Below are 19,618 nucleotides of genomic sequence, written 5' to 3'. Positions count from 1 at the left end.
CCGCTTTTTCGGCCATTACCTTTCAGAACCAACAGCGCAGGCACGGCCTGCGCGCCCAATATGCACCTATCCTGGCCCGGCGGCCCGCTGCGCGGCACCGCTCACCTCCCGGCTTCCAAAAGCGAAGCCAACCGCGCCCTCATCCTGCGGGCCCTGGCTGGCGGCGGCACCATCAGCAACCTCTCCGACGCCCACGACACGCAGCTCATGAACCGCCTGCTGGCTGCCGCGCCTGGCGCCGACATGCTCGACGCCGAGGATGCCGGCACCGTCATGCGTTTCCTCACGGCTTACCTGGCGGTTACCAATTGGCGCGGCACCCTAACGGGCACGGCACGCATGCAGGAGCGGCCCATCGGCGTGCTCGTGGAGGCTCTGCGGCAGGCGGGCGCCCGCATTTCCTATCTAAACCAAGAGGGCTACCCGCCGTTGGACATAAGCGGTTTTGCGGCCGCCGAAGCCACCCAACCCACGGAGTTGACCGTGCGCGGCGACATCAGCAGCCAGTACATTTCGGCCTTGCTCATGGTGGGGCCGTGCCTGCCCGGTGGCTTGCGCCTGCGCCTCACGGGCCACGTGGGCTCACGGCCCTACATCCACATGACCGTGGCCCTGATGCGGCTTTTTGGGGCCGACTGCGCCATTGATGGCGAGGTGCTGACCGTGCAGCCCGGCGCATACCGGCCCACCGACTACGTGGTGGAAGCCGATTGGTCGGCCGCCAGTTACTGGTATGCACTGGTGGCGCTGGCCCCGGCTGGCTCCGAAATCACGCTGCTGGGCTTGCGGCAACAGTCGTTCCAAGGTGACCAAGCCATTGCGGGCATCATGGCACATTTTGGGGTGAAAACGACTTTTTTGTCCGACGGAGTTCAGTTGCAACAACAGCCGCTCGCGCCGCAACAGGATGCCCTCACGCTGGATTTTACCGACTGTCCCGACCTGGCCCAGACGGTAGCGGTGGTAGCCGCCGCCTTAAACCGGCCCGTCGACCTTACCGGTCTGGAAAGCCTGCGCATTAAGGAAACCGACCGCATTACAGCCTTGCAAACAGAACTAGCCAAATTTGGGGGCAGCTTACGTGACCTCGGTGCCGGCCGCTTCCGGTCCGAATCTAACGGTTTTTCGGTAGCCCATCAATCGGTGGCTACCTACCACGACCACCGCATGGCTATGGCCTTCGCGCCGCTGGCCCTGCGCGGCCCGCTGCGGATAGAATCGCCTGCGGTGGTAAAAAAATCGTATCCGCAATTCTGGAAAGAATTGGCGCAAATCGGCTTTGTGATTAACGAAGCTGACTGAAATAAGCCGCCGATTTCCGGAGCCGGCTGCCATACCAGCTAAATAATTCGCCGTCGACTATTTCAATTTTAGCGTTGGGACATATGGCTTGGAATTCAGCGACGTGCTTTTCGCCAAACGGGTAGGGCTCAGAGGAAAGCAAGATGCGTTGCGGGGCTGCGGCGGCCAATTGGTCGGCGTTTATTTCCAGGTAGCGGGTTTGGTCGGCGAAGACGTTGCGGAAGCCCGCCCGATGCAACATGCCATCGATGAAAGTGCCCGACGCGGCCACCATGTACGGCTTGCGCCAAATGAAATAAGCAGCGGAAACGGGTACCTTGGTGGCAGTAGTTGGCGCAGTTTCCAGGGCTGCAAAAGAGGCGGCTATTTCGCTGGCCAGCGCATCGGCTTTTTCCTTGGCGCCGGTGATTAACCCAACGCGACGAATCATGTCCAGCGCTTCCGGCAAGCTGCTGATGTCACTCAACCACACCGGATAATTGGCGGCTAATTGTTCGATGCCCGCCTGATAGTTCTCTTCCTTATTTCCAATAATTACCTCTGGTTTTAAAGCCGCTATTTTTTCGAAATCAAAATTCTTAGTGCCGCCAATTACCGTGGCGTTGGTGCGCGCCTCGGCCGGGTGAATGCAGAATTTTGTTACACCCACTACTTTGTCGCCCAAGCCCAAATCAAATAATAATTCCGTTTGCGAAGGCACCAGCGACACAATGCGGCGCGGCGGAAACGGCACGGCCACGCGCCGGCTCATTTGGTCGGTAACGTTGAGCGGAAGCGAAGGGATTTTGGGCAGTTCCATAAATAAAAAAAAGTCATCCTGAGCGCAGCGAAGGACCTTCTCACATCAAAATGTTTTTTGGTGAGAAGGTCCTCTGCTACGCTCAGGATGACAAACGATTCTAGTTTTCTACTTAATTGAAATACCGGAAATCGTGCCCGTCCTCAATGCGCAGGAGCGTCTCGTAAATCAGGTGCGTCACGCTTTCCACGTCGTCTTTGTGCACCGTTTCCACGGTCGTGTGCATATATTTTAAGGGCAGCGAAATCAGGGCCGAAGCGACGCCGGAACCGGAATAAGCAAAAGCATCGGTATCGGTGCCGGTGGCGCGGGTGGCGGCGGCGCGCTGAAAGGGAATATCGGCCTGCTTGGCCGTCTCAATGATGAGGTCGCGCAGGTTGTTTTGCACGGCCGGGCCGTAGGTAATCACCGGGCCTTTGCCGCAGGAAATGTCGCCGGCCGTCTTTTTCTCGTACATCGGCGACTGGCTGTCGTGCGTCACGTCCGTGATGATGGCCACGTCGGGATTGATGCGATGGGCCACCATTTCGGCGCCGCGCAATCCTATTTCTTCCTGCACCGCGTTGACGATGTAGAGGCCGAAGGGCAGCTTTTTGTCGTTTTCTTTCAGCATGCGCGCCACCTCGGCAATCATGAACCCGCCCACGCGGTTGTCGAGTGCGCGGCCTACGTAAAACTTGTCGTTGAGCACCGTGAATTCGTCCTCAAACGTCACCACCGAGCCCACGTGCACGCCCATTTCCTCCACTTCTTCCTTGGAAGTAGCGCCACAGTCCAGAAACACGGTTTCGATGGTCGGGGCCTTGTCCTGCTCCACCTTGCGCACGTGAATAGCCGGCCAGCCAAACACGGCTTTCACGATGCCTTTCTCGCCGAAAATATTCACGCGCTTGCTTGGAGCTACCAACGGGTCGGAGCCACCGTTGCGGCGCAGATACAGGTAGCCTTCCTTCGTGATGTAGTTCACGAAATATGAAATTTCATCGGCGTGCGCTTCGATGACAACTTTGTATTTCGCTTCGGGATTAATTACGCCTACCACCGTGCCATAGGTATCCACGAAATACTCGTCGATAAACGGCTTGATGTATTCCAGCCACAGCTTCTGGCCTTCTTTCTCAAAGCCGGTGGGGGAGGGATTGTTGAGGTAGGTCTGGAGGAATTCGAACGATTCGGAACGCATGGGTACTGTCATTCTGAGCGCAGCGAAGAATCTTGTCACGTCCGCGCGGCTGGGTAGAAAAGGTGACGAAGGCAGCCGTGATAAGATGCTTCCTGCGTCAGCATGACAAACGAATTACAGCGGAATGTTGCCGTGCTTCTTACGCGGCATGGTGTCCACTTTGTTTTCCAGCATCTTGAAGGCGCGAATCAATTTCTGCCGGGTTTGCGAGGGCAAAATCACTTCATCCACAAAGCCGCGGTGCGCGGCGCGGTAGGGCGTGGCAAATTTTTCCTGGTACTCGTCCACCTTTTCCTGTAGCTTGGCTTCAGGGTTTTCGGCCGCCGCAATTTCGCGCTTGAAAATGATTTCGGCCGCGCCCTTGGCGCCCATCACGGCAATTTCGGCGGTGGGCCAGGCGTAGTTCATATCGGCGCCGATGTGCTTGGAGTTCATCACGTCATACGCCCCACCATAAGCCTTGCGGGTGATGACGGTGATGCGCGGCACGGTGGCTTCGCAGAAAGCGTAGAGCAGCTTGGCGCCGTTGGTGATGATGCCGCGCCACTCCTGGTCGGTGCCGGGCAGGAAGCCGGGCACGTCCTCCAGCACTAGGAGCGGGATGTTGAACGAGTCGCAGAAGCGCACGAAGCGCGCGGCTTTGGTGCTGGCGTTGATGTCGAGCACGCCGGCCAGCACGGCCGGCTGGTTGCCCACGATGCCGATGCTGCGGCCGGCCAGGCGGGCAAAGCCTACCACAATGTTCTCCGCAAAATTCTGGTGCACTTCGAGGAAGGAGTTTTCATCGATAATGCCCTCAATTACCTCGCGGATGTCGTAGGGCTGGTTGGCGTTTTCGGGCACGATGCCGTCGAGCACCGGGCGGCTTTCGTCGCCGGCGGCTTCGTAGGACTGCGCGGGCGCGGTTTCCTCACAGTTCTGCGGCATGTAACTCAGCAGCTGCTTGAGGTGGTTGATGCACACCACTTCGTTGGCGCAGCTGAAGTGCGTGACGCCGCTCTTGGCCGAGTGCGTGCTGGCGCCCCCCAGTTCTTCGCTGGTCACGTTTTCGTGGGTCACGGTCTTCACCACGTTGGGGCCGGTCACGAACATGTAGCTCGTGTTTTCCACCATCAAAATGAAGTCGGTAATGGCCGGCGAATACACCGCGCCGCCCGCGCACGGCCCCATAATGGCCGAAAGCTGCGGCACCACGCCCGAGGCGAGGGTGTTCTTGTAGAAAATGTCGGCGTAGCCGCCGAGGCTCACCACGCCTTCCTGAATGCGCGCGCCGCCCGAGTCGTTGAGGCCGATGACGGGCGCGCCGTTCTTCATGGCCAGGTCCATGATTTTGACGATTTTCTCGGCGTGGGTTTCGCTCAGCGAGCCGCCAAACACCGTGAAATCCTGCGAAAAAACGTACACCAGGCGGCCGTTCACGGTGCCGTAGCCCGTCACCACGCCGTCGCCGAGGTAGTATTCTTTGTCGAGGCCAAAGTCTTTGGACCGGTGCATCACAAACTTGCCAATCTCTTCAAACGAGCCCTCGTCCATCAGCAAATCGATGCGCTCACGAGCGCTAAGCTTGCCTTTTTTGTGCTGGGCGTCGAGGCGGGCCTGGCCACCGCCAAGCAGGGCTTCTTCGTTTTTTCGGGCCAGCAGTTCGGTTTTCGAGAGATGGGCGTGGGCGTGCGGGTCGGGCATGAGTGAGGCTAAGCGCGCGGGTGGGAAGGGTGCGCGGGAACGGGATGCCAAAGGTAGGTTACGGGCAGATTACGACAGGCAGAAAGTAGAACGTCATGCTGAGCGCAGCCGAAGCATGACGTTCTACTTTCTTTACCGTCTCTATAAATTCTTCCCCAGTAGCATCAGCATAAAGGCGTACTGTCGGGCCGTGTCGTCAATCGACTTGAAACGGCCCGACGCGCCACCGTGGCCAGCAGCCATATCGGTGTGCAACAGCAGCAGGTTTTTGTCGGTTTTCATGGCGCGCAGCTTGGCCACCCACTTGGCGGGCTCGTAGTACTGCACCTGCGAGTCGTGCAGGCCGGTGGTGACCAGCATGTTGGGGTAAGCCTGATTTTTCACGTTGTCGTAGGGCGAGTACGACAGCATGTACCTGAACTCGTCCTCGTTAGCCGGGTTGCCCCACTGGTCGTACTCGCTGGTGGTGAGCGGAATGCTGGGGTCCGACATGGTCGTGACCACGTCTACGAACGGCACGGCTGCGATGACGCCTTTGTATAGGTCGGGCCGCATGTTCACCACGGCGCCCATTAGCAGGCCGCCGGCGCTGCCGCCCATCGCAAACAGCGTGGCCGGCGAAGTAAACTGCTGCTTCAGTTTGGTGGCGCCCACCTGCACCTCGCGCGGCTTGGTGAGGTATTCGGAGCAGTCGATGAAGTCGTTGAAGCTGTTGAGTTTGTGTGCCATCCGGCCGTCCTCAAACCATTGCCGGCCCATTTCCTGCCCGCCGCGGATGTTGCACAGCGCATACACAAAACCGCGGTTGAGCAGGCTTAGCCGGGCCGCGCTGAAGGTGGGGTCCTGCGAGTAGCCGTAAGAGCCGTAGGCGTATTGCAGCAGCGGCGCGCTCCCGTCCAGCTTCGTGCCTTTCTTGTACACGATGGACATGGGAATGAACTTGTTGTCGCGCGACTTCACGAATACGCGCTCCGTCGCGTAGTCGAATTTGTTGTAGTTGCCCAGCACGGGCTGCTCTTTCAGCAGCGTGCCGCTGCGCGTGCTCATGTCGTATTCAAAAATGGACGGCGGCGTAGTGAGCGAGGTGTAATTGTAGCGCAGCAGGGGCGTATCAATTTCGCGATTTATGCCAACGGTGGCAGTGTAGGCGGCTTCGTCGAAGGGTATATAATGCTCCTGCTTGTCCTTAAGGCTCACCACTCGCAACTGGCGCAGGCCGCCTTTGCGCTCGTTCAGTACGAGGTATTCCTTGAAAACTTCGAAGTTGTCGAGGAAAATGACGGGGTTGCGGGGCAGGGCGTCGGTCCAGGTAGCCTTGCTGGTCGTGGCCACGGGCGTCACCATCAGGCGGTAGTTCGGAGCCTGCCAGTTGGTGCGGACGTAGAACTTATCGCCCAAGTGCTCCACTTGGTAGAGGTGGTCGGGCTCACGCTTCTGAAACACCTTGGGCTGCGCCGTGGGTGCGTTAGCTTCCAGATAGCGGTACTCGGACGAAAGCGAGCTGTGCAGCTCAATGCCGATGTATTTCCGCGACTTCGACCGGTTGATGGCCACGTTGAAAGTGTTGTCCTTCTCCTCGTACACAAAGGAGTCAGACTTGGGGTCGGTGCCCAGCGTGTGCCGGTACACCTGGTAAGGCAGGAGCGTTTTCACGTCCTTGCGCACGTAAAACACAGTCTTATTGTCAGCTGCCCACACCACTTCGCCGCTGGTATTGGCGATGCGTTCGGGGTAGTCTTTGCCCGTGGCCAGGTTCTTGAACCGCAACGTGTAGAGGCGCCGGCTCACGGTATCGACCGAGAAGGCCAGTAGCTGGTTGTTGTCGCTCACGGCCCAGTCGCCAATCTGAAAGTAGGGCCGGCCGGTGCCCATTTCGTCGCCGTTCAGCAGCACTTCTTCGGTGGCAATCAGGCTGCCTTTTTTGCGGCAGTAAATGGGGTATTCCGACGCGAATTCATAGCGTGTGTAATAATAGTAATCGTTATCGCGGTAAGGTTCGGAAGAGTCTTCCTGCTTGATGCGGTTTTTGATTTCCTGGGCCAGCTTTTTCTGGTTTTCCTTGGCGCCGGCCATCTGCTGGTCGTAATAGGCGTTTTCGGCGTTCAGGTATTTAATCACCGCTGGGTCGGTGGGCTGATTGAGCCAATAGTAGTTGTCGGTGCGCGTGAGGCCAAAATCGGTGAACACCTTAGGCTTGATGGGCGCCACGGGAGCCGATTGCGCCAGGGCCGCACCGGTGATTGCCGCGCCAGCGCCGGTTAGCGCCGCTCTGCGTAGAAAATTCATAATAAGAGAAATAAGAGTGCAATAAATGGCTAAAGCAGTCAAAATCAACGTCGAATATAGAGGCGCAGGAATAAAAAAAGCCGGCCCCGTTGCTGGGGCCGGCTTCTTCTAATTGGCACAGGCTAGAACCTATGCTACGTGCTTACTTCTTCTTGTCGTCAGCATCGGGCGCTTCCGGCGTTTCGGCCGGGCGCTCGTCGCTGGCAAGGTTCTGGGCTTCGCCGCTCTTGCTTACGCTGAAGATGAGTTCGTCCTTACCGTCCTCGTAGTCGGCGGTAATCACGTCGCCGTGCACCACCTGGGCCTTGAGGATTTCCTCGGCAATCGGGTCTTCGATGTACTTCTGGATGGCGCGGTTCAACGGACGGGCACCGTACTTGGGGTCATATCCTTTGTCGGCCACGAAGTCCTTGGCGGCTTCGGTCAGCTCGACACGGTAGCCCAGGGCCTGCACCCGCGAGAGGAGCTTGCTAAGGCTGATGTCGATGATTTTGTGGATGTCTTTTTTCTCCAGCGAGTTGAAGACAATCACGTCGTCCAAGCGGTTCAGGAACTCGGGCGAGAAGGTCTTCTTCAGGGCGTTGGTGATGGTGCCCTTCGTAATCTCGTCCATGTTCTCCTGACGGGCCTTCGTGCCGAAGCCGATGCCGGCGCCGAAGTCCTGCAGGTCACGCGCCCCGATGTTCGAGGTCATGATGATGATGGTGTTCCGGAAGTCCACCTTGCGGCCGAGGCCGTCGGTCAGAATGCCGTCGTCCAGCACCTGCAGGAGCAGGTTGTACACGTCCGGGTGCGCCTTCTCAATCTCGTCGAGCAGGATAACCGAGTACGGCTTGCGGCGGATTTTCTCCGTCAGCTGGCCACCCTCTTCGTAGCCCACGTAGCCGGGAGGCGCGCCCACCAAGCGCGATACGCTGAATTTCTCCATGTATTCCGACATGTCGACGCGCACCAGCGCATCTTCCTTGTCGAAGAGGTAAGTAGCGAGCACCTTGGCCAGCTCCGTCTTACCCACGCCCGTCGGGCCGAGGAATACGAACGAACCAATGGGCTTCTTGGGGTCCTTCAAACCAACGCGGGTGCGCTGGATGGCTTTCACTAGCTGCTTAATGGCTTTGTCCTGGCCAATCACTTTGCCTTGTAGCTCCTCGTTCATGTTGAGGAGTTTCTGGCTTTCGTTCTGGGCCACGCGCGAAACGGGGATGCCGGTCATCATAGCGATAACCTCGGCCACGTTTTCCTCTTTCACCGTGTAGCGCTTCTTCTTGGTCTCCTCTTCCCAGCTCTTTTTAGCGCCTTCAAGTTGGTCGAGCAGTTTCTTCTCCGTGTCGCGGAGCTTGGCGGCTTCCTCGTATTTCTGCGATTTCACCACGCGGTTTTTCTCGCCCTTGATGTTCTCAATCTGCTCTTCGAGCGAGAGAATATCTTCGGGCACCACGATGTTGTTGATGTGTACGCGAGCACCGGCTTCGTCGAGAATGTCGATGGCCTTGTCCGGCAGGAAACGGTCCGACATGTAACGGTCGCTCAGCATCACGCACTGCTCAATGGCCTTGTCGGTGTACACCACGTGGTGGTGGTCCTGGTACTTGTCCTTGATGTTGTGCAGGATTTCGATGGTCTCCTCGGGCGTGGTGGGGTCCACCATCACCATCTGGAAACGACGGGCCAACGCGCCGTCCTTTTCGATGTACTGACGGTACTCATCCAGCGTGGTGGCGCCGATGCATTGAATCTCGCCGCGGGCCAAGGCCGGCTTGAACATGTTGGAAGCGTCGAGCGAGCCCGAAGCACCGCCAGCGCCCACGATGGTGTGCAACTCGTCAATGAACAGAATCACGTCGGGCGACTTCTCCAGCTCGTTCATCACGGCCTTCATGCGCTCTTCAAACTGGCCGCGGTACTTGGTGCCGGCCACCAGCGAAGCCAGGTCGAGGGTCACGACGCGCTTATTAAACAGCACGCGCGATACTTTTTTCTGGATGATGCGCAGGGCGAGGCCTTCGGCGATGGCGGTTTTGCCCACGCCGGGCTCACCGATGAGAATCGGGTTGTTTTTCTTGCGGCGGCTCAGGATTTGGGCCACGCGCTCAATTTCTTTTTCACGACCCACGATGGGGTCGAGCTTGTCTTCCTCAGCGAGCTTGGTGAGGTCGCGGCCGAAGTTGTCGAGCACCGGGGTGCGCGATTTTTCGCCCGGCTTCTTGGCCGCTGCGCTGCCCGAACCGCCCCGGCCGCCGGGGCCCGACGAGCCAAACAGTTTGTCGTTGTCGTCGTCGTCGGTGTCGGGCGTACGGTTTTGCGGAGCAGAGCCGGCATTACCGTGGTAATCCAGCGAGTCGCGCACAGTTTCGTAGTTCACGTTAAACTTGGAAAGAATTTGGGAAGATATGTTGTCTTCGTCCCGCAGGATAGACAACAGAAGGTGTTCGGTACCGATGATTTCGGACTTGAAGATTTTGGCCTCCAAGTAGGTTATTTTCAACACCTTCTCGGTCTGCTTGGTGAGCGGAATCGAGCCGGTAATGCTGGTGCCCTGCGTGGCGGTGTTGCGGGTGGCCTGCTCCAGCGAGAACTTGAGCTCGTCGATGCTCACGCCCAGCTTGCGCAGCAGCCCGAGGGCCGTGCCTTCGGCTTCGCGAATCATGCCCAGGAGCAGGTGTTCGGTACCGATATAGTCGTGGCCGAGACGGATGGCCTCTTCCCGACTAAGGGAAATAACCTCTTTGACGCGGTTTGAGAATTTAGCTTCCATGCCAATAAACGTAGTGAAAAATCAGACAGCCCCGCGTCGGGCAAATACACGAATAACGGGTTGGGCCGATGTAGCTTGAAAACAAGCCGGTTCGGGCGAAGGTTCGGACCGGAGCCGGCCCGCAAGCATTAATCTTAACGTCGGGGGAAATTTACAGGTTGCCGCCTTTCGCAACAACTTATTGTAAAAAACCACCGGCGGCCGGGCCCTGCGAAAACAGGAGGTCCAGCACACTCAAGCCCGGCTCAAAACCTGGGCCAAACACCTGCGGATAGGGCCGCACCAGGGTGTGGGCTGCCGGTCTGTCAGGTTCGGGGGGCCGGGAGGCCGCTTTGGGTGTCAGCCAGTCGCGCCGGTCGGTGATGACGGCGGCGGACGGGCCATTTACAAGACCAAAATGTTCGGAAGAAGGTTGCGCGGAGTAGTAGGCGTGGTATTCGGCGGTGAGGTGGAGGGGCAGGGTCAGTCGAAAGCAGCGCAACAGAAGCTGCAGAAATTGCAGGTTCAGGTCGAAAAGCAAGATAGGCTTACGTACGTAAATATCATGCAGGTAGTCGGTGTAATACTCAAAATACGGACTATTCCCGTACGCAGTTTGCAGGGTGCGCGAGTGTCGGTGAATCCAGTTCTGCCGGTAATCGATTTCGATTTCTGACACGCTCACTTTCTCGGCCCGATTGCCGTCAATTACCGGCACCGTGAGCGGCTGCACGCCCTGCGCCGTGCGGATGAGGCAGCGGTTGCGGAAGGTTTGCTTGCGGTAGTGCTCGTGGGCTTCGATGAGTAGGCCGTCGGCCCGCTGCAACTCAGCAAAGAGGGCAGCCGGCGGGAAGTAGTGCAGTTCGGTGAGCAGAATCATGGGGCGGGGTGAGGGCAGTCAGCGGGCTACTTTTGCATCAAATCTGGCTCATTTTACCGAACCGCCACCATGGACGAAGCAACCAAGTACTTATTCGATGAGGTCCGAAACGCCGTGTGGTCGGGCTTTTATACCAAAGAAGAGGTAGCGGAAATGCTGGAAGAGTGGGTAGAAGATGCTGAAGGCGAGCCTGACGAAGCGGCATTAGCAGCAGCCTTGCAGAAAGAGTTTGCTGATAAAAAAGCCGCAGAGTCCACTTGGCCGCAAGTGACCGACTGCGACCAGCTCGACCAGGCTTTTGGCGGCTTGTGGGCTCAGGGCATCATTGCGCTGCAAAACGCTGGCTACACCATGTCCGATGGATTGGACGATGTATCCGAAGTGCGGGCGAACAGCGGAGCCGAAGGCATTCGCGGCTACTGCTTCTACCACGGGCAGGACCTGGCGCGGGCGGTAAGTGGCCAAGGTTTGATGCTGGCCTTTGGTAGTTTCGACGACGAAGCCACGCACAAAATTGCCGTGGGTGAAACGGTTCGGGCAGCGTTTCAGGAAGTTGGTTTAGTTGTTGAATGGAACGGCGACCCGGAAACCCGTCTTCGCCTGCCGCTGCTTGATTGGAAGCGGCGTGGTGTGGCGTAACTTTTCACATCTTGGATTCTAAAGATTATGCGTTTTCTGCTCTTTCTGCTGCTTTCCTTCTCAGCCGCCTTTTCAGTTCAGGCCGGCCCGCCGCAGCTTTTGCTCGATGTCGCGCGCTTCCGCAATATTGACAAGGTGCAGAAAGGCGCCGAAGTCGAAATCTACGTGACGGTGCCCACGCAGTCGCTGACGTATCGGCAGCGCGCGCCACGCTCGTTTCAGTCGTCGGCGGTCGTCACGCTAGATGTGCTGAAAGCTGACGGTTCGTCAGCCTACCACGAAGTTGTGACCTTAAAACCGCCAGTGCTTAACGATACCACTATTGCCATCAAAAACCCGCAAAGCTTTTTGAAAAGAATTTACCTGCCCGATGGCAAATACACCCTGCGCGGCACCGTGAAAGACCAATACCGAACCGCAGGCGGTGAAACCACCCTGGAGAAGCCATTGGTGCTGGAAGCGCCGGCGGGCCCTTTCCTGTCCGATGTGGTGCTGCTATCGCGCCCGGCCGCCAAGAGTGGGGGAGACGACAATTTTGCTCGGGGCGGCTACCGCCTTGCCCGCAGCCCCGGCGGTACCTACGGCCGGGGCGCCGATAACATCTTTTTCTACACCGAACTGCACAACGCGCCGGTGGGCCAGCCGCTGCGCGTGCACTACCACCTTACCACGCCCGACGGCTCGGCTGCTGATGCCGACGCGACGCTCACGCCACAGGGTGGCCGGCCCACACCTATTGCGGGCCAACTGCCGCTGGGGCCGCTGCCGGATGGTCCGTTCACGCTCTTCATCGAAGTGTACGGCGGACCCGGCAACAAGAAGCTGCTGGCCGGCCACCGCGCCATTGGCGAACGGGCTTCGGCTGAATTTGCGCCCGGCGGGGCCGCAGTGCCCCGCTAAGCATGGCGACCAAAGGCACCATTGCCAATTCTGCACGGCCTTATGCCTGGTACTTCGAGCCGCTGCGCTGGCTGCTGCTCGGCTTAGCGCACCTGCCGCTGCCCGTGCTTTACGTGTTGGCTGAGGGCATTTATGGACTGCTGGCCTACGTGGTGCGCTACCGCTGGCGCGTGGTGACGGAAAACCTGCGCAACTCATTTCCCGAAAAAAGCTCCGCTGGTATTGAGCGCACGGGCAAGGACTTTTACCGGCACTTCTCGCAAGTGGTGGTGGAGATTCTGAAGCTAGCGGCCATTTCGCCCGAAGAACTGGCCCAGCGCATGCGCTTCACCAACCCCGAACTGATGACGCGCCACTTTGCCGAGAAGCGGCTGGTGCTGTCGCTGGGCTCGCACATGGGCAACTGGGAGTGGATACTCAGCGGCGCGGCGCTGGAGTTTCCAGGCCGGGCGGCGGGCGTGTATAAGCCGCTGAACAATTTGTTTTTCGAAAGCTTCATGCGGCGCCTACGCACCCGCCTGGGTGCCGATGCGGTGCCGATGCTGGCGACGCTGCGGTATCTGGTAGCTCACAAGGGGCAGGGTCATACGCTGAGCCTGTTGACCGACCAGGCGGCCGGGCCCGAAGACCGACCCTACTGGACCGAGTTCCTGAATCAGGACACCAGCTTCTACACCAGCGCCGACCGGCTGGCCGTGCAGCTTGATTGCGCCGTGCTGTACGTGGGCATCCGGCGGGTGCGGCGTGGGTATTACGAAGTCACGTTCACGGAACTGCCCGATGGGCGGGAAGCTGCAAAGGAAGTAGCGGGCACGTTTCCGGTCACGGAGGCATTTGCGCGGCAGTTGGAAAAGGACATGCGGGCGTCGCCGGAGCAGTATCTGTGGACGCACCGACGCTGGAAACACAAGCGGAGTTAAAGCAAAAAAGCCATTCTGCGAGCAGAACGGCCTTTTTGCTTGGGAAAGCAGCTTCTTACAAATACTGCTCGATGTCGCCGGCGCCTTCGCGCACGATTTCGAACTCGTCGTTCACGCAGTCGACGATGGTGCTGGGGGTATTGCCGCCAAAACCGCCGTCGATGACCAGGTCCACGAGCAGGCGGTACTTTTCGTAAATCAGGTCGGGGTCAGTGACGTACTCTTCCAGCGTTTCCTCGCTTTCGCGCACCGAGGTGCTCACGATGGGGTTACCCAGTTCTTTCACCAGCTGGCGAATAATTTGATTGTCCGGCACGCGGATGCCGACGGTTTTGCGCTTCACGCCGCCGAAACGGGGGGCGTTGGCGCTGGCTTCGAAGAGGAAGGTGAAGGGGCCGGGGAGGGCCTTCTTGATGACTTTGTAGGTGGCCGTGCTGATGCCGTGGGCGTAGTCGGAGATGTGCGACAGGTCGTAGCAGATGAAGCTCAGGTTGGCCTTTTCGGGGTGAATGCCTTTGATGCGGCACACGCGTTCCACGGCTTTGGCATTGGTTACGTCGCAGCCGATGCCGTACACGGTATCGGTGGGGTAAATAATGACTCCCCCTTTGCGCAGTACCTCAACGGCTTGCTGGATACGGCTTTGCGGCGGATTTTCGGGGTGAATGCGAAGAAGGGTGGCGGGCATGAGGTATGGTGGGGGAATGAAGGCGTGAAGGCCAGCCGCGGCCGGCGATGGACAGCCCCGGGCGGCGGCGCAGAGCCGGCCAAGCCGAAGGGGCGGGCAAGGTACTACGCCCGGCCGAAACGAAACAACTACGCGCGGCCCGCGCGTTCGGGTTGCCGGCTTTCGTACTTTTGGCGCCGCCCCCTCGAAATCCTACGCCCGCCCCATGTCCCAGCCTGCCAAAAAGACGGCCCTCGAATACCGCAACCAAGCCCTGAAGCGCCGCCGCCGCTGGGGCGTCGTCAGCATCGTTTTCACGCTGGCACTGGTGTGCTTTTCGTATTATTTCTACCAGGTGTTTTTCACCGCCAACATCGAAACCAAGGGAAAGCCGACCTACGTGGTAATCCCGCGCGGCGCCGACTGGAAGACGGCCCTGGGCGCCATCGACAAAACCGGCGCCGTGGTGGACAAGCTCTCGCTGCACTTCGTGGCCCGGCTCATGAAGTACGACCAGCCCGGCGCCGTGAAGCCCGGCAACTACGAATTGAAGGACGGCTTCACCAACCGCCAGCTCATCAACGTGCTCAAAAGCGGCTCGCAGTCGCCGGTGAAGCTCACCTTCAACACCGTGCGCCTGCGCAACGAGCTGGTGACCAAGCTGGCCGCCCAGGTCGACGTGCCCGCCGCCCGGCTCGACTCGCTGCTGCGCGACCCGGCCTACACCAAGAGCCTGGGCTTCGACACCACCACGGTGCTCACCATGTTCATCCCCAATACCTATGACACGTACTGGAACACTTCGGCCAAGCGCCTGATGCAGCGCATGAAAACCGCCTACGAGCAGTTCTGGACGCCCGAGCGCGACGCCCAGCGCGAAAAGCTCAAGCTGACCCGCGCCCAGGTGAGCACCCTGGCCAGCATTGTGGAAGCCGAGCAGCAGCAGCACGCCGACGAACGGCCCCGCATTGCGGGCGTGTACCTCAACCGCCTCAAGCGCGGCATGAAGCTGCAGGCCGACCCCACCGTGGTGTACGCCAACCGCGACTTCACCATCAAGCGCGTGCTCAACGTACACCTGCAGAAAGACTCGCCCTACAACACCTATAAGTATGGCGGCCTGCCGCCTGGTCCCATCAACCTGCCCAGCATTGCCAGCATCGACGCAGTGCTGCAACCGGAGAGCAACAACTACCTGTACTTCTGCGCCAAAGAAGATTTCAGCGGCTACCACGCCTTCGCCACCAACGAAACCGAGCACATTGCCAACGCGCGGCGATATCAAGCAGCGTTGAATAGAGCTGGAATTAAATAGGCCTAGTTGAGCCGTGATGAACAGCTTGAATGCGAAAGCATTGCGCCTAAGCCGATGGTCCATATGGGCGCTTATTGTCACGGATGTGGCAATAGTTTGGTTTTGCTTCTTTCAGAATGCCCAATATCATGGCGATGGTTTCGGTAATCTGCCTATGGATGCGCCTCAGTGGATGCATTTGCTGAAAGAAGCTATGGGCTGGGTGGTGTTCTTTGGTACGTCGGTTATCCCAGTGGCTATATTGGTTGGCGTTACATTCAGTGCGGCTCACTGGCGGCCGATTAAAAGGATGGTGCCTTTGGCATTGCTAACGCTTATAAGTACAAGCATTCTTTGGTTTTTCGGGGCATACATCTTTTGGTAAATCACTTTAAAACAGCAGCTTGTACTCTTTCGACATCCAAATTCGCGTGCGCTACGCCGAAACCGACCAGATGGGCTACGTCTATCACGGCAACTACGCGGCCTACTTCGAGGTGGCGCGCACCGAGGCGTTCCGCAGGCTCGGCATCAGCTATAAGGAGCTGGAGGCCGATGGCGTGGGCATGCCGGTAGGGGAGCTGCGCACCCGTTTCCGCCGCCCGGCGCGCTACGACGACCTGCTGACCGTGCGCCTGCTGCTGCGCCAGCCGCCTGAAGGCGCGCGGGTGCTGTTTGAGTATGAGATTTACAACGAAGCCAATCAGCTGCTCACCGAAGGCCACACGCTGATGGTGTTTGTGGCCACCAGCACCGGCCGGCCGGTGCCCATGCCCGCCCGCATTCAGGAGCGGCTGGCGCCGTATTTTAGCGAAGACGAAGTCGACAGCCCCGTGCTGCCCGTGCCCGGCGCCATTCCGCCGGACGCGCCCGCGCCGGCGGCCTTTCGGAAGTAAACCGCCCATGAAAGCCCCCGCCGCCATCAGCCGAGCCCGCTTCCCGGATGTGCGCCGCCAGCGCACCTACCGGCGGCTGATTGTGGGGTTGAAGCGGCTGCGGCTGCCCGGCGGGCAGGCTTCGGTGTATGACATTCTCGACCGCATCCTGCACGAGCTGCGGCTCGACTCGCTGGAGAAGCGCGCCGCCTACATGGCCTTCAACCTCACGGTGGCGCTGTTTCCGACCATTATTTTCCTGTTCACGCTCATTCCGTACATCCCCGTGCCGAACCTGAACGTGGACATCCTGCAGTTCCTGGCCGACTTCATGCCCCGCGAGCTGTACGCCGCCACGGCTTCCACCATCGAGGACATCGTGAACATTCCGCACGGGGGCCTGCTCTCGTTCGGTTTCGGCACGGCGCTGGTGCTCAGCTCCAACGGCATCATGGCGCTGCTCGATGCCTTCGAGAAGAAGTATCCCTGGTTTAAGCACCGCAGCTACCTGCGCAAGCGCATGATTGCCACGGTCCTTACCTTCGTGCTGTCCCTCATTCTGGTGCTGGCCATTGCGGGCATCTTCTTCGGTACTTATTTGATTGACGGGCTGGTGTTCTATGAAATTGTGCCCGAACGGTTCACCGATTTGGTACTTACGCTCATTCGCTACGGCTCGCTGGTGGGCCTGTTTTTGAGCACCACCTGCGTCATTTATTACTTCGTGCCGCCCGTGCACGACAAGTGGCCGCTGCTCTCGGCCGGGGCCGTGGTGGCCACGCTGCTCATCTTTCTGGTGTCGTTTCTGTTCACGCTCTACGTGCGCATCTTCAACTCTTACAACACGTTCTACGGCTCCATCGGCGCGCTGGTGGGCTTCATGGTGTGGCTGGAATTTGTGTGCATGACGCTCATTATCGGCTTTGAAGTGAACGTGAGCATGGACGCCATCACCGGCCGCCGCCGGCAAATGATGCGCGAGCAGCTGCGCCTGAAAAACGAGCGGTGAGAAGTTGATTGTGAAGGCGATAAAAAAAACTGCGAGAAAATTTTTTCATTCCGCGTTTTTCATTCCTCATTCTTTTCTACTTTTGCACTCCCCAATCACTCGGGGAGCCTGTTAGAGAGGTGGCAGAGTGGTCGAATGCGACGGTTTCGAAAACCGTTATACCGGCAACGGTATCGGGGGTTCGAATCCCCCCTTCTCTACTAAAAGGCTTTTTCTGCGCTGGGAAAAGCCTTTTTTGTTAAGCGGATACCCAACAGCGCGTAGCATAACTGACTCAGAGAGCTGGCAGAGTGGTCGATTGCGGCGGTCTTGAAAACCGTTGAGGGTTAAACCTCCGGGGGTTCGAATCCCTCGCTCTCTACTGAAAAGCCCCATTTCCAATCTGGAAATGGGGCTTTTTTGGGGGCCCTCCCAGGGCTGCGACCCGGTCAGCCAGCTAGTGGCAAAAGCCCTACTCCTGCAGGCCCTGGCCTTGAAGCATGCGCGGCCGCCACGTGGCTACGCGGGCGGCCTGGGGACTGGCCTGTTTGGGGGCGAAAAAAGCGTGAAGTAGCGGGATAAATCGTGGCGTTTCTATCTTTGGCCACACTTCATAATAAGCTACATATGGCTCTCAACTTTGATGAATTCCAAAAAGTCGTGGAAACGGCGCAGCAAGCCGACGCGGTAAAAGCCGATTTGAAACGCGCTTTGCGCAAGGTGACCACCACCTTGGGCGCCCTGCAAGCTGCTCTGGGCGAGATGGAAACCGTGCTGGCCGAGGACTACGTGTCGGCGCCGCGCACCCGCAAGCCGCGCACGCCGCGGGCTCCCGGCGAGCCCGGTGCCAAGAAGCCCGGCCGGCCCAAGAAAAACGCGTAAGGCCCCAATGCCTGATTAAAAAGGGCGCTTCTCCGTGGGGAAGCGCCCTTTTTGTAGGGCACGGTCGCCGGCAAAACTGCCATTCCATGAACCGCTTACGCTCGCAGAATCCGTTTGTGCTGGGGCTGCTCACGGTGAGCGTGCTGGGCCTGCTTTCCTGGCTGCAGCCCGCCCACGCGCCCACCGTAGCCGGGGTGCCGCTGCGCCCGGTGCGCCTGCTGGCCGATGTGCTGCGGCCCCCCGTCCAGCCGGTGGGCCGCACGCACGGACTGGCCCTGCCGCCCCCCAACGGAACGCCAGCGCCACCCCGGCCGCCGGCCGCCGACACGCTCCCGGGCCGACGCGCCGTGCTGGCGGCCGCGGTGCCATCCCCGGCTGCGGCGGCCGCTCCCACAGCGCCGGCAGTGGCCAACGTGCCCGGCCTGAGCCACTTTGTGGCGGCCCTGCGGCAGGCCCAGGCCAGGGGCGGCAAGGTCCGCGTGGCCTACTTTGGTGATTCCATGATTGAGGGCGACCTGCTCACGGGCGACTTGCGCAACCTGCTGCAAGCCGACTTTGGGGGCGCGGGCGTGGGATTTGTGCCCATCAATTCGCTCACGGCCGACTTTCGGGAAACCATTCGGCAAACGTTTTCGGCTGATTGGTACGAGTACAACCTCATGTCGGACCACCTGCCCGCTACTTGTCCGCTGGGTGTGTCGGGGCACGCGTTTTTGCCGCGCGTGGTGTCGAATGCCGACAGCACGGGCATCGTGGCCGACACCAGCTGGGTGGCGTTTCGGCCGGGGCAGCGTTTTGGGCCCACGCGGCGCTTTGCGCAGGCGCGGCTGTTTTATGGTCCCGGCAGCCGGCGCGACCAAGTGCTGGTGACCACCGACGGCCACCGCGAAACCCGGCCGCTGAATGGCGCGGAGGCGCTGAACGAGTTGGCGCTGCCGTTTCCACGGGGCGGGCGGGCGTTGCGGCTGGCTTTTGCCACCCACGGCCCGCGCCCGGTGTACGGCGTCAGCTTCGAGGGCGCGCAGGGCATTACGCTGGATAATTTTTCTTTTCGCAGCAACAGCGGCGTGCTGCTGCAGCGGCTGCCGGCCGCGCAGCTGGCCGCCTTTGGGCGGGCGTTGCGCTACCAGCTCATCATCCTGCACTACGGCGTGAACGTGCCGCGCGACCGCACCTACGCGTCGTACGAGCAGGCCATGGCCCGCGTGGTGGGGCAAATGAAGCAGGCGTTTCCCGAGGCCAGCATCCTACTGGTGGGCATGAGCGACAAAAGCACCCGCCTGGACGGCGAATTCGTGACCGACCCGCAGGTACCGCTCCTGCTGGCGGCCCAGCAGCGCGTGGCCCTGCGCACCCACGTGGCTTTCTGGAACCTGTTTGCGGCCATGGGCGGCGAAAACACGATGACCCGCTGGGTGGAGCAGGCCCCGCCGCTGGCCCATAACGACTACACCCACGTCAACGCCCTGGGCGGGCGGCGCATGGCCGAGCTGCTGCACGCCTATTTGCTGAGCGAGTATCAGCGAGCCGGCAAAACGGGAGCTACGGAACCAGCCGCGGCAACGGCAGCAGCCCGATAAGCGGCC

16 protein-coding genes and 2 tRNA genes are annotated in these 19,618 nt (G+C 59.6%); 11 read left to right on the top strand and 7 right to left on the bottom strand.

Annotated elements, in window-relative coordinates; all coding sequences use genetic code 11:
• Positions 1–60: 60 nt before the first annotated feature.
• Positions 61–1,302 (top strand): 3-phosphoshikimate 1-carboxyvinyltransferase, encoded by a 1,242-nt coding sequence (locus I2H31_RS13165; protein WP_196293506.1) that lies wholly within the window; start codon positions 61–63, stop codon positions 1,300–1,302.
• Here I2H31_RS13165 and I2H31_RS13160 read toward each other — a convergent pair.
• The 6 genes from I2H31_RS13160 to I2H31_RS13135 form a co-directional block, all read right to left on the bottom strand.
• On the bottom strand, positions 1,286–2,101 hold the full coding sequence (locus tag I2H31_RS13160; protein WP_230687766.1) for an ABC transporter substrate-binding protein: 816 nt from the start codon (positions 2,099–2,101) through the stop codon (positions 1,286–1,288). The two genes, I2H31_RS13165 and I2H31_RS13160, sit on opposite strands and share 17 nt — an antisense overlap.
• A 112-nt stretch (positions 2,102–2,213) precedes the next feature.
• Positions 2,214–3,284: a M42 family metallopeptidase gene (locus I2H31_RS13155; RefSeq protein ID WP_196293505.1), complete on the bottom strand. Its 1,071-nt coding sequence runs from the start codon at positions 3,282–3,284 to the stop codon at positions 2,214–2,216.
• Between the two features lie 114 nt (positions 3,285–3,398).
• A complete protein-coding gene (locus I2H31_RS13150) occupies positions 3,399–4,967 on the bottom strand; it encodes an acyl-CoA carboxylase subunit beta (protein ID WP_196293504.1) in 1,569 nt (522 codons plus the stop codon).
• 141 nt (positions 4,968–5,108) lie between these two features.
• Complete coding sequence (locus tag I2H31_RS13145; protein ID WP_196293503.1) at positions 5,109–7,253, bottom strand: S9 family peptidase; 2,145 nt, start codon at positions 7,251–7,253, stop codon at positions 5,109–5,111.
• 142 nt (positions 7,254–7,395) lie between these two features.
• Entirely contained in the window at positions 7,396–10,008 is a 2,613-nt protein-coding gene (locus I2H31_RS13140; RefSeq protein ID WP_196293502.1) for an ATP-dependent Clp protease ATP-binding subunit, read from the bottom strand.
• Between the two features lie 178 nt (positions 10,009–10,186).
• Positions 10,187–10,867, bottom strand: coding sequence for a WbqC family protein (locus I2H31_RS13135; protein ID WP_196293501.1), 681 nt, complete (start codon positions 10,865–10,867; stop codon positions 10,187–10,189).
• A 69-nt stretch (positions 10,868–10,936) separates the two neighbouring features.
• On the opposite strand from I2H31_RS13135, the gene I2H31_RS13130 reads away from it, so the two are divergent.
• From I2H31_RS13130 to I2H31_RS13120, 3 genes are read left to right on the top strand one after another with little or no spacing between them, the layout of a single operon-like run.
• On the top strand, positions 10,937–11,506 hold the full coding sequence (locus I2H31_RS13130; RefSeq protein WP_196293500.1) for a DUF6891 domain-containing protein: 570 nt from the start codon (positions 10,937–10,939) through the stop codon (positions 11,504–11,506).
• A gap of 27 nt (positions 11,507–11,533) precedes the next feature.
• A complete protein-coding gene (locus I2H31_RS13125) occupies positions 11,534–12,406 on the top strand; it encodes a hypothetical protein (protein WP_196293499.1) in 873 nt (290 codons plus the stop codon).
• 2 nt (positions 12,407–12,408) lie between these two features.
• On the top strand, positions 12,409–13,326 hold the full coding sequence (locus tag I2H31_RS13120; protein ID WP_230687765.1) for a lysophospholipid acyltransferase family protein: 918 nt from the start codon (positions 12,409–12,411) through the stop codon (positions 13,324–13,326).
• A gap of 55 nt (positions 13,327–13,381) precedes the next feature.
• On the opposite strand, the gene I2H31_RS13115 is transcribed toward I2H31_RS13120, so the two are convergent.
• Positions 13,382–14,014, bottom strand: a complete 633-nt coding sequence (locus I2H31_RS13115; RefSeq protein WP_196293498.1) for an L-threonylcarbamoyladenylate synthase — start codon at positions 14,012–14,014, stop codon at positions 13,382–13,384.
• A 205-nt stretch (positions 14,015–14,219) separates the two neighbouring features.
• On the opposite strand from I2H31_RS13115, the gene mltG reads away from it, so the two are divergent.
• The 7 genes from mltG (at position 14,220) to I2H31_RS13080 (ending at position 19,612) form a co-directional block, all read left to right on the top strand.
• Positions 14,220–15,308 carry an endolytic transglycosylase MltG gene (gene mltG, locus I2H31_RS13110; RefSeq protein ID WP_196293497.1) on the top strand — a complete coding sequence of 363 codons (1,089 nt, stop codon included), beginning with the start codon at positions 14,220–14,222 and terminating at the stop codon, positions 15,306–15,308.
• Between the two features lie 383 nt (positions 15,309–15,691).
• Positions 15,692–16,183: an acyl-CoA thioesterase gene (locus I2H31_RS13105; RefSeq protein ID WP_196293496.1), complete on the top strand. Its 492-nt coding sequence runs from the start codon at positions 15,692–15,694 to the stop codon at positions 16,181–16,183.
• 7 nt (positions 16,184–16,190) lie between these two features.
• A complete protein-coding gene (locus I2H31_RS13100) occupies positions 16,191–17,171 on the top strand; it encodes a YihY/virulence factor BrkB family protein (RefSeq protein WP_196293495.1) in 981 nt (326 codons plus the stop codon).
• A 113-nt stretch (positions 17,172–17,284) separates the two neighbouring features.
• A tRNA-Ser gene (locus tag I2H31_RS13095) sits at positions 17,285–17,371 on the top strand.
• Positions 17,372–17,447: 76 nt separating this feature from the next.
• Positions 17,448–17,532: transfer RNA gene (locus I2H31_RS13090), tRNA-Ser, on the top strand.
• Positions 17,533–17,777: 245 nt separating this feature from the next.
• Complete coding sequence (locus I2H31_RS13085; RefSeq protein WP_196293494.1) at positions 17,778–18,032, top strand: hypothetical protein; 255 nt, start codon at positions 17,778–17,780, stop codon at positions 18,030–18,032.
• Positions 18,033–18,118: 86 nt separating this feature from the next.
• On the top strand, positions 18,119–19,612 hold the full coding sequence (locus I2H31_RS13080) for an SGNH/GDSL hydrolase family protein (RefSeq protein ID WP_196293493.1): 1,494 nt from the start codon (positions 18,119–18,121) through the stop codon (positions 19,610–19,612).
• Positions 19,613–19,618 lie beyond the last annotated feature (6 nt).

The sequence above is a fragment of the Hymenobacter ruricola genome, from assembly GCF_015694525.1.
GTDB lineage: Bacteria > Bacteroidota > Bacteroidia > Cytophagales > Hymenobacteraceae > Hymenobacter > Hymenobacter ruricola.
The sequence above is the reverse complement of the archived record's forward strand: the minus strand, read 5'-3'. Positions and strand labels throughout refer to the sequence as shown.